This window comes from Embleya sp. NBC_00896 (assembly GCF_045207785.1).
Lineage (GTDB): Bacteria > Actinomycetota > Actinomycetes > Streptomycetales > Streptomycetaceae > Embleya.
Map to the genome: position 1 here is coordinate 6,390,709 of NZ_CP108776.1, position 17,993 is coordinate 6,408,701.

General features: G+C 73.4%; 13 protein-coding genes and 1 pseudogene. 3 read left to right on the plus strand and 11 right to left on the minus strand.

Annotation, left to right across the window (positions count from 1 at the left end; translation table 11 throughout):
- Positions 1-50: 50 nt before the first annotated feature.
- The gene (locus tag OG928_RS28930; RefSeq protein WP_406289092.1) at positions 51-494 is read left to right on the plus strand and encodes an NTP pyrophosphohydrolase; all 444 of its coding nucleotides are present in this window, start codon (positions 51-53) and stop codon (positions 492-494) included.
- A 133-nt stretch (positions 495-627) separates the two neighbouring features.
- Positions 628-1,083: a hypothetical protein gene (locus tag OG928_RS28935; protein WP_406289094.1), complete on the plus strand. Its 456-nt coding sequence runs from the start codon at positions 628-630 to the stop codon at positions 1,081-1,083.
- A gap of 260 nt (positions 1,084-1,343) precedes the next feature.
- On the opposite strand, the gene OG928_RS28940 is transcribed toward OG928_RS28935, so the two are convergent.
- Positions 1,344-2,825, minus strand: a complete 1,482-nt coding sequence (locus tag OG928_RS28940; protein WP_406289095.1) for a carboxylesterase/lipase family protein — start codon at positions 2,823-2,825, stop codon at positions 1,344-1,346.
- A 147-nt stretch (positions 2,826-2,972) separates the two neighbouring features.
- Between OG928_RS28940 and OG928_RS28945 the strand changes: the two genes are divergently transcribed.
- Positions 2,973-4,316, plus strand: coding sequence for an ROK family protein (locus tag OG928_RS28945; protein ID WP_406289097.1), 1,344 nt, complete (start codon positions 2,973-2,975; stop codon positions 4,314-4,316).
- 560 nt (positions 4,317-4,876) lie between these two features.
- Here the strand turns inward: OG928_RS28945 and OG928_RS28950 are convergent.
- The 10 genes and pseudogenes from OG928_RS28950 to OG928_RS28995 form a co-directional block, all read right to left on the minus strand.
- Positions 4,877-6,755, minus strand: a pseudogene (locus tag OG928_RS28950) (M4 family metallopeptidase); the annotation flags it as partial.
- Positions 6,756-6,984: 229 nt separating this feature from the next.
- The gene (locus OG928_RS28955; protein ID WP_406289098.1) at positions 6,985-7,575 is read right to left on the minus strand and encodes a PadR family transcriptional regulator; all 591 of its coding nucleotides are present in this window, start codon (positions 7,573-7,575) and stop codon (positions 6,985-6,987) included.
- Positions 7,576-7,700: 125 nt separating this feature from the next.
- Positions 7,701-8,021, minus strand: a complete 321-nt coding sequence (locus tag OG928_RS28960) for a hypothetical protein (RefSeq protein WP_406289100.1) — start codon at positions 8,019-8,021, stop codon at positions 7,701-7,703.
- Positions 8,022-8,311: 290 nt separating this feature from the next.
- Positions 8,312-9,919 carry a PucR family transcriptional regulator gene (locus OG928_RS28965; RefSeq protein WP_406289102.1) on the minus strand — a complete coding sequence of 536 codons (1,608 nt, stop codon included), beginning with the start codon at positions 9,917-9,919 and terminating at the stop codon, positions 8,312-8,314.
- A 31-nt stretch (positions 9,920-9,950) separates the two neighbouring features.
- Complete coding sequence (gene menC, locus OG928_RS28970; RefSeq protein WP_406291279.1) at positions 9,951-11,021, minus strand: o-succinylbenzoate synthase; 1,071 nt, start codon at positions 11,019-11,021, stop codon at positions 9,951-9,953.
- Between the two features lie 38 nt (positions 11,022-11,059).
- Complete coding sequence (locus tag OG928_RS28975; RefSeq protein ID WP_406289103.1) at positions 11,060-11,893, minus strand: GNAT family N-acetyltransferase; 834 nt, start codon at positions 11,891-11,893, stop codon at positions 11,060-11,062.
- A gap of 241 nt (positions 11,894-12,134) precedes the next feature.
- A complete protein-coding gene (locus OG928_RS28980; RefSeq protein ID WP_406289106.1) occupies positions 12,135-13,319 on the minus strand; it encodes a M20/M25/M40 family metallo-hydrolase in 1,185 nt (394 codons plus the stop codon).
- A 1-nt stretch (position 13,320) separates the two neighbouring features.
- Entirely contained in the window at positions 13,321-15,285 is a 1,965-nt protein-coding gene (locus OG928_RS28985; RefSeq protein ID WP_406289108.1) for a S9 family peptidase, read from the minus strand.
- Positions 15,282-16,118: an ATP-binding cassette domain-containing protein gene (locus OG928_RS28990; RefSeq protein WP_406289110.1), complete on the minus strand. Its 837-nt coding sequence runs from the start codon at positions 16,116-16,118 to the stop codon at positions 15,282-15,284. Before OG928_RS28990 ends, OG928_RS28985 begins: the two co-directional genes overlap by 4 nt.
- Positions 16,115-17,992, minus strand: coding sequence for a dipeptide/oligopeptide/nickel ABC transporter permease/ATP-binding protein (locus OG928_RS28995; RefSeq protein ID WP_406289112.1), 1,878 nt, complete (start codon positions 17,990-17,992; stop codon positions 16,115-16,117). Before OG928_RS28995 ends, OG928_RS28990 begins: the two co-directional genes overlap by 4 nt.
- Position 17,993: the final 1 nt, after the last annotated feature.

Below are 17,993 nucleotides of genomic sequence, written 5' to 3' on the forward strand. Positions count from 1 at the left end.
GGAAAACCCACCCGCCGGCCCGACGGGTGGGTTTTCGAGACGATGGCGACATGTCCGAGCACACGCGGCAGCACGACGGGGACGAGCCGCCCCCCTTGGTGATCGTGGACGCGGCCAACGTCGTCGGGTCGGTACCCGACGGTTGGTGGAAGGACCGCAAGGCGGCGACCGAACGGCTGCGCGACGCGCTCCTGCCCCTGGCCGCACACGGCCTGCCGGCCACGAGCGACGCGCCGGCCTGGGCCCGCCGCGGCCCGCTCGACCTGGTCCTGGTCGTGGAGGGCGCGGCAGGCGGCGTCGCCGAGTCGGCCGGTCTCCGAGTGGCGCGGGCCCCGGGCAGCGGCGACGACCTGATGGTGGAGCTGGTGCGGGCCGAACACGACGGCGGCTCCCGGCGGCCCTGCCTGGTGGTGACCGCCGACCGCGAACTGCGCTCGCGCGTGAGTGCCCTCGGCGCCGAGGTGGCCGGGCCCCGAACGGTGCGCCCGCGCTGAATTCACGCCGAATTACGGCCCACCGACGACTGCGGATATCGTGAACCGTGACGGCCGGCCCACGCGGGTCCCGAACCCGAGGACCCGTTCGCGCCGTCACCGCACCCGATCGTGGGCAACCGTCGGAGGAAGCATGACCACCAACCGAGTCCGCAAGGGCGTGATCCGCGGCCGCATGGCCGCCTCGGGCGAGTCGTACGTCGTCGCCGCCCGTCGCATGATCGTCCCACCGCTCGCCAAGGCACCGGGCACCAAGACCGCCGCGGCCCTGCGCACCCGCTACTGGGAGCCCGCCGCGAGCTTCGACGAGCCCTGCCCCTGCGGCAGCACCTGCGAGCCCGGCGAGCGCTGCGATCGTTGCCACGCCACCTACCGCCACGCGGCCCGCACCCCCGGCAACCCCACCGACGTCCACGAGTGGCACGACCGCTACGACTGCACCGGCTGCGCCAACACGTACGTCCTCACGGTCACCCTGGCCGACCGCCCCTGGGGCACCACCAAGACCATTCCCCAGCGCGCCGGCAAGCCCCCCATCGTCCGCGTCACCCCCTTCGAGGGCATCGACCACCCGGACCTCCGCCGCTGACCCATCCGGACCCGGCCCGATCACGGACCAGTCCGCAGGTCGCGTGACGGCCGGCGAACTCCCCGGCCCACACCGGGAGTTCCTCGCCGCGTGACGCTCCACCCCGCTCGGGACCGTGGCGGGCCGGTGCGCCCGCGCCGCGATCCCGAACCCATTCGGTCGATTGCCCGGCCGCGCCTCGCCACACCACCGCACGACGCCGGCCCGTCACCCACGTGGGTGACGGGCCGGCGTCGTGCGGTGGTGTGGCGGGGGCCGGGTCAGGCCGTCGGGGTCCGGTGGGTGCTCCAGATCTCGCGTTCCGCGGCCAGGGGGTCGGTCGCGGTGTGGGGGGTGGTGTCCCAGATCATCGTGTCGCGGTGTTCGCGGGTGTAGCGGGGCCACTGGGCGCCCGGGTCGAGGTCGCGGATGAAGGCGACCCAGGCGCCGTGCATGGCGTCGGCGAGCTTTTGCGGGGCCCCGGGTCCGGTGGCGGTCTCCGCGCCCTCGGCGGCGAGCAGGTCGAACGCGAAGGGCAGGTCGACGCAGTGGAAGGCCTTGCCGCCGAACATCGGGGAGGCCGAGAGCCACTCGAAGGCGTACAGCCAGGTGGGCAGGCCCCGGGCCGCGCGGGCCTCGGCGATGGCCACCGACGAGGCGCGGAAGAGGGAGTCGGTGAGCGCCTGGCCCATCACCTGGGCGGGGGTCGCGCCCTCGTGCAGGGCGAGGTACGCGTCGATGCCCTCGGGGGCCAGGCCGAGCGCGCCGAGCATGCCGCGGGCGGCCTCGATCGGGGCGTCCGGCATGGTGAACTCGGCGGCGGCGTTGAACTCGTGGTGGGTCGCGCCGAGCATCAGCGGGGCGGCGGTGGCGGAGCCGTTTCGGAACGCGGCGGGGACCTGCTCGGGGATCAGCCCGCCGTCCGCGAACGGGGCGAGCAGCAGCCCCGGGAGCGCCGCAGCGCCCGGCTCGGGGGCCATCACCAGGTCCTGGAGGCGCAGGATCTCGTCGTCCGGCAGGTCGCGCAGCGCCGCAGTGGTGGCGGGGACGCCGGTACGCGCGGTGAAGAGCTCGGCCACGGCGACGCCGTCCGCGCGGCTCTGCGGTTCCATGACCGCGCCGGATACCGAGATCGCGCCGCGGAACAGGTCGTGCGCGGACGGGGTGGCCATCAGGGTCTGCACCGCGCCGCCGCCCGCCGACTGGCCGGCGATGGTGACCTTGGCCGGGTCGCCGCCGAAGGCCGCGATGTTGTCCCGGACCCAGCGCAGCGCGGCGATCCAGTCGAGGACGCCGCGGTTGTCCGGGGCGCCGTCGAGGTGCAGGAAGCCCTCGATGCCGATCCGGTAGCCGAGCGAGACCACCACGACTCCGTCGCGGTTGAACGCGGTGCCGTCGTACCAGGGGCTGGCCGCGGAGCCGGCGATGAAGCCGCCGCCGTGGATCCAGACCAGGACCGGGAGCGCGGCGTCCGGGGTCGGGTTCGGGGTGAACACGTTGACGTTGAGCACGCCCTCGCCGGGGATCGACGGCTCGGGGATGATCGTCGGCCCGTCGCCGAACGTGCGGCGCTGGGCGGTGGGGCCGTACGCGCCGGCGTCCAGCGGCTCGATCCAGGACTCGGGGGCCTCGGGGGCGGCGAAGCGCAGGTCGCCGACCGGGGGCTTGGCGTACGGGATGCCCAGGAAGCGGGCGGAGTGGTCCTGCCACGTGCCCAGGACGGGGCCGAGGGTGGTGGTGACGAGGGGCTGCTGCTGGGGCACGGGGTGGTCCTTTGCGGGGTTGCCGAGGTCCTTCTACCGGCGAGTATCCGCCCCGGTCCGTAAATATTGCAAGAGTTGAAAAAATACTATGGCCGAGGTCTCCCACGTCTCCGGGGCCCGCCTCCTCGCCAGGGCAGAATTGATCTCGTGAAGAGCCCCGCAGGCAGCCCCACCCGCAGCTCCACCGGCGGTCTCGTCGGCGATGCCGCCGGCAGCCCCGCCGGCAGCCCGTCCGGCGGTTCGACCGACCGCCACGACGGCCGGCCGACCGACACCGCCGCCGTCCGCCGCCACAACATCGCGCTCGTGCTCCGGCACATCGCCGCGCACGGGCCCTGCGCGCGCACCGAGGTCGCGGCGGCCACCGGCCTGGTGCACGCCTCGGTCACCGCCCTGGCCGCCGACCTGATCGGGCGCGGCCTGGTGCACGAGGTCGGCTCGGCGTCGTCGGGCGGGCGGGGCCGGCCGCGCCGGCTGCTGCGCCTGGTACCGGGTCGCGTGGTCGCGATCGCGGTGCAGGTGAAACTGGAGCGCGTCGAGGTGTTGGCCGCGGACCTCGCCGGCACGGTCGTGCACCGGGCCTCGGTGGTGCATCACGCGCCCTTCGGCGATCCCGCGCCGCTGGTCGCGGTGATCGCGAGCGAGATCGCCCGGGCCGCGGCGGTCGTCCGCGAGGCGCCCGCCGTCCACCTCGCGCGGGTGGTGATCGCGATGGCCGGCCCGGTGACCGGCCCCGGGCACACCGTCGCCGCCGCGATCGACTTCGGCTGGCAACGCACCGACCTGCGCGCGCTGGTGCTGGCCCACCTGCCGCACCTCGGCTGCCCGGTCGACGTGGTCAACGACGCGAACGCCGCGGCCCTCGCCGAGTACCATGCGCGGGCCGCCGCGCTCGGCGGCGAACTGCCGTACGCCGTCGCCTACATCAAGGCCGACACCGGTGTCGGCGGCGGCCTGGTGATCGACGGCCGCATCCACACCGGTACGCACGGCATGGCCGGCGAGGTGGGCCACATCCCGCTCGCCCTCGACGGCCCCGACTGCCCGTGCGGCGCCCGCGGCTGCCTGGCGATGTACGTCGGCCCCGAACCGCTGACCGCCGCCGCCGGCCTCGCCGACCCGGCCACGACCACCGGCGTCGACGCCGCCCTCGCCGAACTCGACCACCGCCTGCGGGCCGGCGACCCCCGCGCGGCCACCGCCCTCGCCGACGCGGGCCGCGCGCTCGGTGCCGCCGTCCTGGCCATCTCGGGCCTGGTCGACGTCGGCGAGGTGATCCTGGGCGGCTACCTGGCCACGTGGCACCGGTGGCTGACGCCCGGCATCGACGCCGCCCTGTCCGGCCGCCGGCTGGCCACACCACACCTCGAACCCGCCATCGTGACCGGCGTGTTGGCCCAGGAGGCCACCTTGCGTGGCGCCCTTCGAGCCGGCCGGGAAGCCACCCTCGACGACCCGACCACCGTGCCGCCCCTCACCCCGGCGACCTGACCGCCCGCCCCGGCGCCGTGACCGCCGGATCCGCCCTGCGTCGTCCTGTGCCGAATCGCACGGGCGCCCCGCTCCCGGCGTGGGGTGCCGGGAGCGGGGCGGTCATCGGGTGTGCTGGGTCAGGGGATCACGAGGTCACGAGATGCTGATGTCGTCGACCAGGAAGGTGGTCCTGAGTGACGAGTCCTCGGCTCCGGCGAATTGCACGGTGACCGTTTGTCCCTTGTAGGCGGTGAGGTCGATGGTCTTCTCCACGTAGGTGCCGGTGGCGCCGACGTTGGAGTAGGTGGCCAGGGCGGTGTTGCCGATCTTGACCTTGAGGGTGTCGTAGACCGTGGAGCCGGTCTCCTGGGTGGTGGTCTTGATCCAGACGCGGAGTTTCGGTGCGGCCGTGTTCGGGATCGTGACGGCGGTCTGGGTCAGGGTTTCGGTGGCGGTCCTGCCGTAGCCCATCATCCAGGCGTACCAGGAGCCGCCGTGCGGGGTGTTCGTGGTGCTGTTGGAGATGATGTTGGCGTTCTGCGTCCAGTTGGCGGTGCCCTGTTCGAAGCCGCCGTTCCGGAGCGCGTTGCCCCCGGGTCCACCGGTGACGGTCAAGGTGTATTGGGCGGTGTGCGTGGTGGTGCCGGTTCCGGTCACCGTGATCACGTAGGTGCCGGGTGCGGCGGTCGCCGCCGCCGTCGCGGTCAGCGTCGAGGACGCCCCCGCCTGGACGGACGTGGGGTTGAAGGTCACCGCGACGCCGGTCGGCTGACCCGAGGCGGTCAGGTTCACGGTCTGCGCGGTACCCGAGGTCACGGCGGTGCCGACGGTCGACGTGGTCGTCCCGCCCGGCGCCACGCTGCCCGAGGTCGGGCTGACGCTGATCGAGAAGTCGGGGTCGCCGGGGCCGCCGACGCAGGTCGGGTCACCCGTCTGGGCCGGCACACTGATCGCGTCCCAGGCCGCCTTGGTCTTGTTGAACAGCACACAGCTCGCGTCGAGCGCCTTGGCCGAGTTCAGGGTCGCCGTCCGGTACTTCTTGTAGGTCATGCCGCTCGTCTTGAGCAGCATGCCGCCGTAGAAGACCTTGCCCGCGCTCTGGATGCCGACGCCGGTGAGGGAAGTGTTGTTGCAGGTGGGGCTGTTGGGCTTGCCGCCACCGGGGGCGGTGCCCTCGGCGAGGAGGTAGAACCAGTGGTTCATCGGTCCCGCAGCGGCGTGTTCCTCGGTGCCGGGGATCGCCGAGCTGTAGCAGTTCGGGTCGCCGTTGGTCGAGGGGTTGTACATGTAGCGGATCGGGCCCTGGCCGACCAGGTTCACGACCTCGCCCACCGTGTAGTCCGGAGTGTCGTACGGCGACGGCTCGTTCACGTACGCCTCGGTCAGCGCGCCCATGATGTCACCGGTGGACTCGCCCAGACCCGGCTCCGTGCCGGCGCCGCCGGGGGTGAACTGGTCGATGCCGTGCCCGAATTCGTGGCCCACGACGTCCATCGACGCGATCCACTGGTTCGCCTGGTTGTGGCCGATCGCGACGGACGAGCCGTCCCAGTAGGCGTTGATGTCGTTGAGGCCGACCTTGACCGGCCAGCTGCCGCCGTTGCCGTTGTGGCCGTTGCGACCGAGCCAGTCGCGGAGCATGTTCCATTGCTTCTGCGCGGCCCACATGACGTCGACGCAGCCGGTCTCCTTGCTGGACGCCTGGCCGTTGCCCCACGAGTCGGTGGACTTGGCGAAGACCTGGCCGTTGCTGTAGTCCGCGCAGCTCAGGCCGGAACGACCGGGGTCGCGCAGCGTGTACGTGCTGCCCGACTGCGTGGTGTCGATGGTGAGCGGATTCGGGCCGTTCCACTGGCTGTTGCCGGTGCCCGCCTTCACGTCGTCGACGGTGTCGAGCACCGTGCCCGTGCTCGCGTCGACGAAGACGTGGAGTCGGCTGGGCGCGGTCGCGGTACGACCCGCCAGCACGGTCTCCCACGCGAGCGCGCTGTTGCCGTCCTTGACCCGGACGACGAGGCGATGGGACTCGACCTTGTCGACCGACGCCAACTTGGCGCGCGAAGTGCTTTCCGCCGCCGCCGCGTCCACGGTCGGCTGGGTGGTCACCGATATTCGCGCGTCGGTGGCGGCCTGGGTCGCGCGCACGCGGCCCTTGCCGTCGGCCAGGACGACGGCGTCGCCGCCGACGACCGGGAGGCCGCGGTAGGTGCGCTCATAGGCGACGGAGTACAGATCGTCGACCCACGGCGTCACCGCCTGCCGCTGGTACTGCTCGTCAGGCCCCTTCGCGAGGCTGTCGAAGCCACTTGAGACGGCTCGGTCGGCGGCGGCTACCGCCAGTGCCTGCGAGCCGGGTGTGGGCGGCGGGTCGGCCGACGCCGACTGGGCGGTCGTGGAGACCGCCAAGCCGGCGAGCACGGCCAGGACAGTACCCGCCGTCACGGTTCTGCGATTCATCGAGGCTCCTTGGGTGGAAGGTAGACCTCGACCACGAATTCGGCTTTCGCGACGAGCCCGCATGGTGAGCGAACCGCCGGCGAGCGTGGCAGCCGAGTTCGTGCCCGATCGAGAAACGCTCACACGAGGGCATGGTCCCGTCCAACCCGGCCCGAGAGACCGGCAAATATTGTCAAACTCCGCGCCCCGTCCCGCTGATGGGGTCGGCCGACACCTGATAAGGCGCGGCTCAGCGGTCGGGGTGTGCCGGCTCGTCGGTCCCGGCCTCGCTCCCGGCCTCGCTCCCGGGCCCGGTGCCCTCCAGTTGCGCCAGGCTCCGGGTGATCCACTCGATCCAGAAGGTCTCCAGGCCGATTCCCGCACGCAGCACGATCTGCCGAAGCCGGTCCGCGTCCTCGACCTGTCCCTCGGGGAAGTCGCGTGCCTCGATCTCCACGTATTCGGCCAACTGGTCCCGATGGAGTCCGAGGTGGCGTCGCAACTCGTCCACCACATCGACCGACCCCAACACCGCCGCCGCGCGCAGCCGCAGCAGCAGCGGATCGCGCACCGGCCTCGGGTCCTGGGTCTCGGCGACCCAGCCGGTCAGTTCGGCCCGGCCCGCGGGCAGCACCTCGTACTCCTTGCGCTGCCCGCGAGACGGCTGTTGCGGAACCTCGCCGATGAGGCCGACCTGGGTCAGCTTGCCCAGTTCGCGATAGATCTGCTGGTGCGTGGCGGACCAGAAGTACCCGATCGATCGGTCGAACCTCCGGGTCAGCTCAAGGCCCGACGAGGGCTTCTCGAGCAGCGCGGTGAGGATGGCGTGCGGGAGCGACATGCGGGAACGGAGCCTCTCGGGTGGGGCGTCGACGGGGGCGCGTCGCACGCATCCTACGGAGGGGTTCGGCGCCCGGGGCCGAGCCGCGCGACCCGCGATCGACGCGGGCCGCGCGGCGGTGGGGCTCAGGCCGGGGCCACCTCGACCACCTCGACCATCCGGCGGAGTCGGGCCTCCACGCGGGCCGCGTCTCGCGCGAGTACCTCCACCTCGACCGTGGCCGTGCCGAACTCGGTGGACGTGTAGGTCAGTTGCCGCACGCCGTGGTTGTTCAAGGTGGTGGCGATCCGGGCCAGCAGCCCCCGGCCGTGTCGCATACTCGCCACCAGTCGGCACGTCTCGAACTCCTGGCGGCGGGCCGGGACGGGCCCGCCCGGGTCGCCGATCGTCGGTGCGGGGCCGTCGCGTCGCGGGGCTTCGAGGACCTGGGTGCCGTCGTCGACCATGGGTCGCTGTGCTCCTGTCGGGGGGTGGGGGCGAAAGAGGCGGGGGAGCGGCGGGTGCCGAGGGGGAGGGCCAAACAAAAAGACCCCTCGCGAAGTGCGAGAGGTCTGCGTGCGGATGGTGGGCCGCAGGGAAAGTGGTCGTCCTGGTCAGCCCGGTATCGGCACGCGGTCGGTAATAATCAGCCGACGCCGCATGACATCGAAACTCCCATACCCGGCACCGGCAGTCCACTCCGTCTCATCATGCGGATGCCGATTCGAGACACGCGTGGTGGACCCGACCCGCGGCATCAGCCGGTCGGCCCGTCGACGTCGTGCAGGCGCAACTGGAACATCGCGTCGAAGCGCGCGCTCGGATCGCCCAGGTCGATCCCGCCCACCTCGGAGAGCCTGCGGAGGCGGTAGCGAAAGGTGTTCGGGTGGACGTGGACGGTCGCCGCGGCGGCGTTGACGTCGCCGAAGGTGTCCAGCCACGCGGCCAGCGTCTCGGTGAAATGGGTGTCGTGTCGGTCGTCGTAGGCGCGGAGCCGGGCGACCGGGCCCACCGGTACGTCGTCGGCCGCCGCGACCCGGTCGGCCACGTCGACGAGCAACGACGACACGTACACGTCGGACAACCGCGCGACGGTGAGCGACGAGTGCCCGCCGCGCAGGACCCGCAGGGCGCGGTCCGCGTCGGCCCGGGACAGCGGCAGGTCGACGGCCCGGGCCGCCACCCGGCCGATCCCCACGACCGCGTCGACGCGGCCACCGATCCGGCCGAGGAACTCCTCGGCGAGCCGCACCGCCCGCGCGTCGGACTCGGTGGGCAGGATCGCGTAGGTGAAGCCACCGAGCCGCGCGGTCGCCGTCCTGGGATGTACCGCGGCCAGGTGCAGGGCCAGCGCGTCGACGATCCGGTGTTCCTCGGCGCTTCGTTCGGCCGCCGCCGACCCGCCGACGACCGCGAGCGCGAGGACGCACGCGGGCTGGTGGGCGAGACCGAGTCGGGCGGCCGCGTCGACGGCCGCGGGGCCGCCTTCCAGGACGGTCGCGAGCAGGTCGGTGCGCAGTCGGCGCTCCACGTCCGCGCCGGCCCGGCGCCGCAGCAGGTGCAGCGCGACGACCTTGGCCGCCTCGACGAGCGAGCGCTCGCGCCCGGGCGAGAGCGGCTCGCGCACCACGACCCAGATTGAGCCGAGGATCTCGTCGCCCGCGCGCACCGCGATGGCCATCCGCGGGAGCGACGACTCCGAGACGGCGGCCAGGAACAGCGGCCCCTCGCTGCGGTAGAGCTGGTGGAAGGTGCCGCGTTCCTCCAGGATCCGCAGCATCGCCGCGGGCACCTGGCGATCCAGGATGGTCGCGATCCGGGGCCCGTCCGCCTCGTCCTGACGGCTGGAGAAGGCCAGCACGCGCCCGCTGCGGTCCTCGACCGTGACCGGGCCGTCCATCAGCGCGGCGATCGCGTTGACCAGCGCGAACAGGTCTCCGGCCGGGGCGCCCGCGAGCGTTTCGCCCATCTGCGAGGGGCCGACCTCGTCGACCGCGAGCAGCGCTCGGAGCAGCGTGGCGACCTGGGACCAGGAGGCGCCCGGGGTGAGGCTCAGGAGCACGACGCCGGTCTCCGCGACCGCCGCCTCGACCTCCGCGTCCACCACGACGGGGCCGCGCACCACGACGGCCGGCGCGCCCAGCCCGGCGGCGCGATGCACCAGGGACGCGATCTGCGCCGTCCCGTAGACCGCCACGCCGAGCACCATCGCGCCCGGCTGATGGGCCGGTTCGTCGTGCGGGTCGTGGATGAGGACGCCGGTGACCTCGCGATCGGGATCGGGCTTGCCGGCGGCGACCTCGAACAGGGTCGAACCGAGGTCGTCGATGATGCGTCCCAGGACGCCGTGCGGCCGTGATGTCACCGGATGTCCGCCGGCATTCGATCGAGGTCGCTCACGCGGGGATCCATTCGGTCGACACCGTCACCTCGTCGAGCGCCTCGGGGATGGGCGCGATCCCGATGCCCGGCCCCCGGGGCACCGTGAGCCGGCCGTCGGTCAGCACGAACGGTTCGGTGAGGTCGGTGCGGTAGTAGCGTCCCGAGGCCGAGGTGTCGCCGGGAAGGACGAAGCCGGGCATGGCCGCCAGCGCGACGTTGGCGGCGCGGCCGAGGCCGCTTTCCAACATGCCGCCGCACCACACCGGCACGTCGTTCGCGACGCATACGTCGTGGATCCGCCGCGACTCCAGGTAGCCGCCGACCCGGCCGGGCTTGATGTTCACGATCGAGCAGGCGCCCAGCGCGATCGCGTCGGCCGCGGCGCGTGCCGACGTGATGGACTCGTCGAGGCAGATGGGGGTACGGATGAGCCGGGCGAGGCGGGCGTGGCCACGGATGTCCTCCTCCTCCAACGGCTGCTCGATCAACAACAGACCGAAGCGGTCAAGACGCGCCAAAATCGGTGCGTCCGCGAGAGTGTATGCGGTATTGGCATCCACTTGGAGAGGTATGTCGTCGCCGAACCGTTCCCGGACCGCGCGCACGGGCTCGAGATCCCACCCCGGTCGGATCTTGAGCTTGATCCGCTGATAGCCCTCGTCCAGGTATCCCTCGACCGCGTCGAGCAGTTCGGCGATCGAGTCCATGATCCCGACGGACACCCCGGCCGGGACCCGGTCGTGGACGGCCCCGAGCCAGCCCCCGAGGGAGAGGTCGCGCTCGCGCAGCCACGCGTCGAGGACGGCGGTCTCCAGCGCCGACTTGGCCATCCGATGTCCGCGCATCGGGGCCAGCGCGGGTGCGATCAGCCACGGATCGGGGACGGGCATGGCCAGCGCGGCGGGCACCAGGAAGCGCCGCAGGACCTCGATCGCGCCGTCGGTGTACTCCGAGGAGTAGAGCGGGGCGGGTATCGTGCCGCACTCGCCGTACCCCTCGGTCTCGGTGGTCTCGGCCCGCACCAGCAGGAGGTCGCGGGTCGTTTGGACCCCGAACGAGGTCCGGAAGGGCGAGACCAGGGGCATGGCGACCCGGCGCAGTTCGAAGCCGGTCAGTTTGGTGCTCACAGCGATTCCGTTCCTCGGTCGAGTACATACCAGCCGCGCCGGCTGAAGCCGCGCACGACGCGGCCCCGTGCCATCAGTCCGCCCAGTACCTCGCGCACCGCGAGGCGCCACGCGTGCGCCGACTCCGGGTCGCTTCGGCGCAGTGCCGCGATGTCGTGCGGCACCCGGACGAGCACGACGTCGCCGTCGAAGCGGCCGACGACCGGACGACCGTCGGGCCCCGCGTCGAGTCCCACGACCACGTCGCCGGTCGCGTCCTCGCCGTCGACCCGGTGCGGCACGCCCGCGCAGGCGAGCGCGACGCGTTCGGTGGCGAGGTCCCAGCGGATCAGCAGCCGGTCGGTGGCGCCGACGTTGTGCTCGTCGGACCTCGGCCCGTAGAAGTCCGGCAGGTATTCGGGGGCGGCGGCCGCGAGTTTGGACAGGTTGAAGTAGGCGTTGCGGCTGATCAGCGGGTCGAACGTCCAGGTGACCTCGGTGATCCCGCGGGCCAGGCACCACGCGCGCTGGTGCGCCTTGAGGGCGTAGCCCACGTCGCGCTCGCGCGCGTGTGCGTCCAGGCCCACGATGTGCGAGTGCAGGCCGCTCGTGGCGAGCAGACCCACACCCGCCCCGGTCAGCCGGCCGTCCTCGTAGGAGCCGGCCACGTAGCCGCCGGCGTGGGCCAGGACGACCATCAGCTCGGACGTCATCAAGGGGGTGGTCGGGTCCGGTGCCCACACGCGCTGGATCAGTCGGCACGCTTCGACCATCTCGTCCAGGCCGTGCAGTTCGCGGATCTGCACGCCCGCCGTCGCGGCGGCGCGGTCGGCCGCGGCCGCGGCCCGCACGCGGGGGTCACCCGGATCGGCGCCGGTCGCGGCTCCGGGCCGGGCGGTCGGCCGGTTCCTCGGTCGGCTCCTCGACCGGGACTCGGCCGGCGATCTCGGTTCGGTCCCGGGCTCGGATCCGGATCCGGTCCCGGCCCGGTGACCGGTCGTCTGCGGTCGGGCACCGTCGGGGCTCATCGCGGGCACGTCCTTTCTCGGGAGGGGCGCGCGGGCCCCCGGGCGGGTGTCGGCTCGGCGGTCGTCACGGCACGAGCGCCGATTCGGTCGAGCCGGCCGCCGCGGCGCCCGTCGCGGCCGAGGGCTCCGCCCGCAGTTCCGCCACGAGCGCGGCGAGGAGGGCGGTGCGCGCCGGGATCTCCTCGACCGACACGTGCTCGTGGTCGGCGTGCGCGCCGCCGCCCACCGCGCCGAGCCCGTCGAGGGTGGGGGTGCCGACCCCGGCGGTGATGTTCCCGTCCGAACCGCCGCCGACCGCGACTCCGCGCAACTCGCCGTCGTCGAGCCCGAGTTCCGCGTACAGCCGGCGGGCCCGGGCGAACAGCGCGGCGGAGGAGTGCTCTTCCAGCGGCGGCCGGTCCAGGCCGCCGTCGATCTCGAGCACCGCGCCGGGCAGCAGCGGGACGAAGGCGCGCAGGGCGGTGTCCACGCGCTGTTGCTCGGCGAGGGTGCGCGCCCGCACGTCCACCCGGACGCTCGCCGTCGCGGGCACGGTGTTGCGGGTGCTGCCCGACGTGGCCGTGGTGGGCGTGACGGTGGTGCCCAGAACCGGGTCGGCGAGCCGCACGAGCGCGCCGATCTGGTGGGCGAGTTCGACGGTGGCGTTGATGCCGCGCTCGGGTTCGAGGCCGGCGTGCGCCGCGCGGCCCGAGACCCGCAGCTCGTAGGCCGACACACCCTTGCGCGCGGTCTTGAGGGCGCCCCCCTCGCTCGCCTCCAGGACCAGGACGGCGGCGCAGCGGCGCGCCTCCGCCTCGATCAGGGCGCGCGAGGTGGGCGAGCCGATCTCCTCGTCGCAGGTGAGCAGGACGCTCACCCCGTCCAGGTCGTCCTGGGCGGCGAGGGCGTGGAAGAGCTGGACCACCCCGACCTTCATGTCGAAGCAGCCGGGGCCGGTGAGCCGGCCCGCCGTGATGCCGAACGGGTGGGTGGCGAGCGAGCCCAGCGGCCACACCGTGTCGTAGTGGCCGACCAGAAGCACCCGATCGCCGGCACCGAATCGCCAGCGCAGATGCGGGTGTTCGGGCACACCGGCCGGGTCCTCGGGGGCGATCCCGGTGAGTCGGACGCCGAGTTCGGTGACCAGCCGGGCACAGGTCGCGATCGCGGCGGCATCCCCGGTCGGCGACTCGGTGGTCACCAGCGCCTCGATGTCGGTGAGCATCTGCGGCAGGCGCGCGCGCATCGCGGCCACGGTGTGCGGGTGCATGTCATGCCTCCAGGGATGCGGCGGCCGCGGCGCGGGCGGGGTCGGTGTACCGCTCGACCCACTCGACGAGGCGATGCGCGTAATCGGCGCGGTGCGAGGGGAGCCCGTTGAGGATGAACAGGTGGGACTCGCCCGGGTAGAGCACCATCCGCACCGGGAGTCCCCGCTCGCGCAGGGCGTGGAACCACCCCTCGGCCTGGGACGCGGGGCAGGTGTGGTCACTCGCGCCGTGCAGGATCAGGGTGGGCGCGCGGACGCCGGCCACGTGGGTGATCGGGGACAGCGGGACGAGCCGGTCGCCGCCGATGAGTTCGGAGTCGACCATGATGTGGCCGGAGTCGGAGGTGCCGGGCATCGTACGCAGGTCGGTGACGACGCCGCCGGGTACCACCGCGGCGAAGACGTCGCTGCGCGCGGAGAGCCAGGTGCTGAGGTAGCCGCCGTAGCTGTACCCGGTGAGCGCGATCCGGGCCGGGTCGGCGAGCCCCTCGGCGACCAGGGTGGCGACCGGTTCGAGCACGTCGTGCTCGTCGGCCAGGCCCCACGCGCCGAGCGCGGCGTTGTGGAACTCCTCGCCGTACCCGTCGCTGCCGCGGATGTTGAGGGTCAGGATCGTCCAGCCGCGGGCGGCGAGTTCCTGGTGGTAGGGGTGGAACGGGTCGGCGTGCGGGGACCACGCGTTGTGCGGGCCGCCGTGCAGGTCGACCAGGAGCGGGCCGCCCACCGGCGCGTCGGGGTCGCGCAGCACGAATCCGTGCACGCGGGTCCCGTCGGAGATGGTGAACTCCCTTTCCTGCGCCACCTTCAGGCGCACGTCGGGCAGCGCGTCGACGGTGTGCGTGGTGCGCCCGGAGAGGGAGTCGTCGGCGAGGTCGACGATCGCGATCTCGCCGAAGGTCTCCGTCTCGGCGAGCACGATCGCGGCCCGACCCGTGCGCGCCGAGACCGAGCAGCCCGCGACCCCGGCGCGGGGCGGAAGCGGCAACTCCCGTGCCGTGCCGCCCGGTTGGATCCGGTACAGCCGGGAGGCACCGCGATCGCGGGCGCAGAACAGGATGTCGTCGCCGACGAAGACCGGGAGGGCTCCCGGGTATCCGCTCCCGCCGGGAATCACGCCGCGGTCGAGGTCGGCGGCGAGGTCGACGGTGGCGCCGTCGCCGAGCGGGATCCGCAGCAGGCGCAGCAGCCCCGCGCGCAGCGTCACGGTGCCCACCGCCAGCAGCGCGGTGCCGTCCGGGTACCAGCCGAGCGGCCCGATGCGACCGGTGTCCGACCCCACCAGGCGCGGCTCCCCGGGGGCGTCGCCCACACGCACGACGTAGGCGGCGGAGGCGGCGGACAGGTCGGCGTCGGGGCCGATCGCGGCGGGGAAGGCGATTTCGGTGCCGTCCGGCGACCACGCGGGTGGCCCGGCGTCGAACTCGCCGTGCGTGAGCCTGGTGACGGCGCCCGTGGTGACGTCGACGACGTGCAGGTGGACCCGGATGTCGCCGCGCGGTCCCAGACCGTCGATGGTGTGGTCCGCCCGGTCGATCACGCGCGGGGCGGTGGGGTCCGGGCGACCGTTGGGCGAGACCGGCGCGGCGAACGCGATCCGGGTGCCGTCCGGGCTCCAGACCGGGACGCCCGCGCCCAGCGGCAGGTCGGTCAGCGGCTTGGCCTCCGGGTCGCCGGGGTGCGCGAGGTGGATCTGCGCGGGGCCGTCGCCGCCGCGCAGGAAGGCCAGCACACTCCCGTGGGGCGACCAGCGCGGGGCGCTGTCGGCGGGGCCCTCGGTCAGGCGGCGGGGCTCGCCCGAGGCCACGCCCACCTCCCACAGGGCGTGCGTGGCCCGGTCGTTGTCGGCGTCCTGCGTGACGAGCGTGTACACGACGCGGTCGCCGTCGGGGTGCAGTGCCGGGTCGGCCGGGAGCGCCAGGCGGTACAGGTCGTCGATGGCCAACGAGCGGGTGGGAATGTACGTCATGCGGTCGGGGTCTCCGTCTCGGGCAGCGGTTCACCTATGCGGGGCACGCCGGAGAGCAGGGTGCGCGTGTAGGCGTGAGCGGGTTGTTCCAGGACCTGTGCGGCCGGGCCGTCCTCGACGATCACGCCGCGTTCCATCACGGCGATCCGGTCGGCCAGGTAGCGCACGACGGCGAGGTTGTGCGAGATGAACAGCAGCGCGAAGCCGAGTTCGCGGTGCAGTTCGCGGACCAGGTTCAAGACCGCGCCCTGCACGGAGACGTCGAGCGCGGAGGTGATCTCGTCGGCGACCAGGACCGCGGGCCGGGCGGCCAGCGCCCGGGCCAGGGCCACCCGCTGGCGCTGACCGCCGGAGAGCGCGCGCGGCAGGCGGGTGCGCATGCCGGGGTCGATGCCGACGAGGTCGAGGTAGCGGGCCACCTCCTCGTCCCGCTGCGCCCGATGGCTGCGGGGCACGGCCTCGGCGACCGAGGCGCCGATGCTCATCCGCGGATCCAGCGACGCGAAGGGGTCCTGGAACACCATCTGGACCGGCCCGCGTCGGGGCCGTCGGCCCATGTCGACGCCGTCCACGAGCACCTGCCCGGCGGTGATCGGCACCAGGCCGACCGCGGCCCGGCCCAGCGTGGACTTGCCCGACCCGGACCCGCCGACCAGTCCGACGATGGTGCCGGCGGGCACCTCAAGGCGGGCGTCGTCGACGGCGGTCACGGCGGAGCGGCCGTGGCCGTAACGCACGGTGATGTCGCGCAGTTCGAGGGATCCGGACGTCGGAGCCGACGCGGAACGCTCGGCGGCGGGTCGCAGCGCGTCCGCGGGGTGCACGGTTGTCATCGGGCCTCCTCCAGGTCGTGGGCGGGTGCGGTGACCGGGTCCCAGCACGCGACGCGGCGGCCGGGAGCGATGAGTTCGAGGACGGGTTCCTCGGTCCGACACCGGTCGGTGGCCCGGGCGCAGCGCGGCGCGAACGGACAACCGGGGCGGTCCTCCCCGGGCTCGGGCGGGCGGCCGGGAATGGTCGCCAGCGGAGCGTCCCGATCGGTGGTCATGTCGGGGACCGCGCCCATCAGCGCGACCGTGTACGGGTGTGCGACGCCCGCGCCGAGGTCGGCCACGGGGAGCTCCTCGACGACGCGTCCGGCGTACATCACCACGACCCGGTCGCAGACCTGGGAGACCACCGCGATGTCGTGCGAGATGAACAGCAGCGCGGCGCCCGATTCGGCCCGCACGTCCCGCAGCAGGCGCAGGACCTGGCTCTGCACGGTCACGTCCAGGGCGGTGGTCGGCTCGTCGGCGATGATCAGCCGGGGCTCGCCCATGAGTCCCATGGCGATCATCACGCGCTGGCGCATGCCGCCGGAGAACTCGTGCGGGCGCTTGCCGGCCCGCTGTTCGGGGTCGGGGATGTGTACGGCGGCCAACCGCTCGACGGCGCGTGCGGCGGCCGCGGAGCGTGAGGCACGGTGGTGCACCTCGGCGACCTCGGCGAGTTGCCGGCCCACGGCCAGCGCGGGGTTGAGCGAGGACATCGGGTCCTGGAACACCATGGCGAGCGAGGTGCCCTGCGGTGCCTGGGTGCGCAGGTCCCGGTCGGCGAAGCGCAGCGTGTGCGCGCTGACCCGGCCGGGGTGCGGGACGAGTCCGGCGGTGGCGAGCGCGGTCAGGCTCTTGCCGGAGCCGGACTCGCCGACGATGCCGACCGCTTCCCCGTCGGCGATGGTCAGGCTCACGTCGCGCACGGCGGTGTAGCCGGGGAAGCGCACCCGCAGCCGCTCCACGTGGAGCAGGCCATTGTCGGCGGCTTCGTCGGCGGACTCGCCGGCGGGGGAGTCGGCCGCGAGCGGTGCGACCGGCTTCGGCTCGACCTCGGCCCGCGGGGCGGTGCGGCCGCCGGCCTTGGCGACGAGTTCGCCGATCAGGCCGAAGGTGATGCCGGTCAGCACGATGGCGGCGCCGGGGCCCACGGCGGACATCGGGTCCACCATGACGCGGTCGAGCTGCTCGTTGAGCAGGCGCCCCCAGTCGTAGTCGGGCGGCTGTACACCCAGGCCCAGGAAGGACAGGCCGGCGAAGGCGACCAGCGCGCTCGCCGCGGTCTGCGCGACGAACAGCGAGACCGGTTCGGCGATGTTGGGCAGGACGTGCCGGAGGATGATCCGGGTCCGGCCGACGCCGAGGATGCGGGCCGCGGCCACGTAGTCGGTGCCGGCGACGGACGCGGTCAGGTTCTGCACGAGTCGGGCGGTGGAGGGAGCGATGCCCAGTCCGATGGCGAAGGCCGCGGAGTAGGTGCCCACGCCGAAGATGACCGCGAGGAAGAGCACGAACAGCACACCGGGGAAGGCGACGAGCAGGTTGACGGTGCCGGTGACCAGACGCCCGGCGCGCTTGCCCAGGACGGTGGGCAGCACGCCGAGGAGCAGGCCGCTGGTGGCGCCGATGAGGGTGGCGAGCAGGGTCAGTTCGAGGGTGAGCCGGGTGGCCACCACGACCCGGGACGCGATGTCGCGGCCGAGGGCGTCGGTGCCGAACCAGTGCTCGGCGCCGCTGTGTTGTCCGATCGCGTCGGTGTCGACCCGGTCGGCGGTGTCGCCGAGCAGCATCGGCCCGAAGACGGCCGTCAGGGCCAGCAGGAGGACGGCGATCGCGGTGGTCGCCCCGAGCGGGGTGCGCAGGACGCGGAGGTATCTGTGTGTCTGGGGCATC

What these genes read in the sequence shown, in the direction of transcription:
- OG928_RS28930 (WP_406289092.1), top strand. Translation starts at nt 51, where the DNA reads ATGTCCGAGCACACGCGGCAGCACGACGGGGACGAGCCGCCCCCCTTG.
- OG928_RS28935 (WP_406289094.1), top strand. Translation starts at nt 628, where the DNA reads ATGACCACCAACCGAGTCCGCAAGGGCGTGATCCGCGGCCGCATGGCC.
- OG928_RS28955 (WP_406289098.1), bottom strand. Translation starts at nt 7,575, where the DNA reads ATGTCGCTCCCGCACGCCATCCTCACCGCGCTGCTCGAGAAGCCCTCG.
- OG928_RS28960 (WP_406289100.1), bottom strand. Translation starts at nt 8,021, where the DNA reads ATGGTCGACGACGGCACCCAGGTCCTCGAAGCCCCGCGACGCGACGGC.
- menC (WP_406291279.1), bottom strand. Translation starts at nt 11,021, where the DNA reads ATGCCCCTGGTCTCGCCCTTCCGGACCTCGTTCGGGGTCCAAACGACC.
- OG928_RS28980 (WP_406289106.1), bottom strand. Translation starts at nt 13,319, where the DNA reads ATGCACCCGCACACCGTGGCCGCGATGCGCGCGCGCCTGCCGCAGATG.
- OG928_RS28985 (WP_406289108.1), bottom strand. Translation starts at nt 15,285, where the DNA reads ATGACGTACATTCCCACCCGCTCGTTGGCCATCGACGACCTGTACCGC.
- OG928_RS28990 (WP_406289110.1), bottom strand. Translation starts at nt 16,118, where the DNA reads ATGACAACCGTGCACCCCGCGGACGCGCTGCGACCCGCCGCCGAGCGT.
- OG928_RS28995 (WP_406289112.1), bottom strand. Translation starts at nt 17,992, where the DNA reads ATGCCCCAGACACACAGATACCTCCGCGTCCTGCGCACCCCGCTCGGG.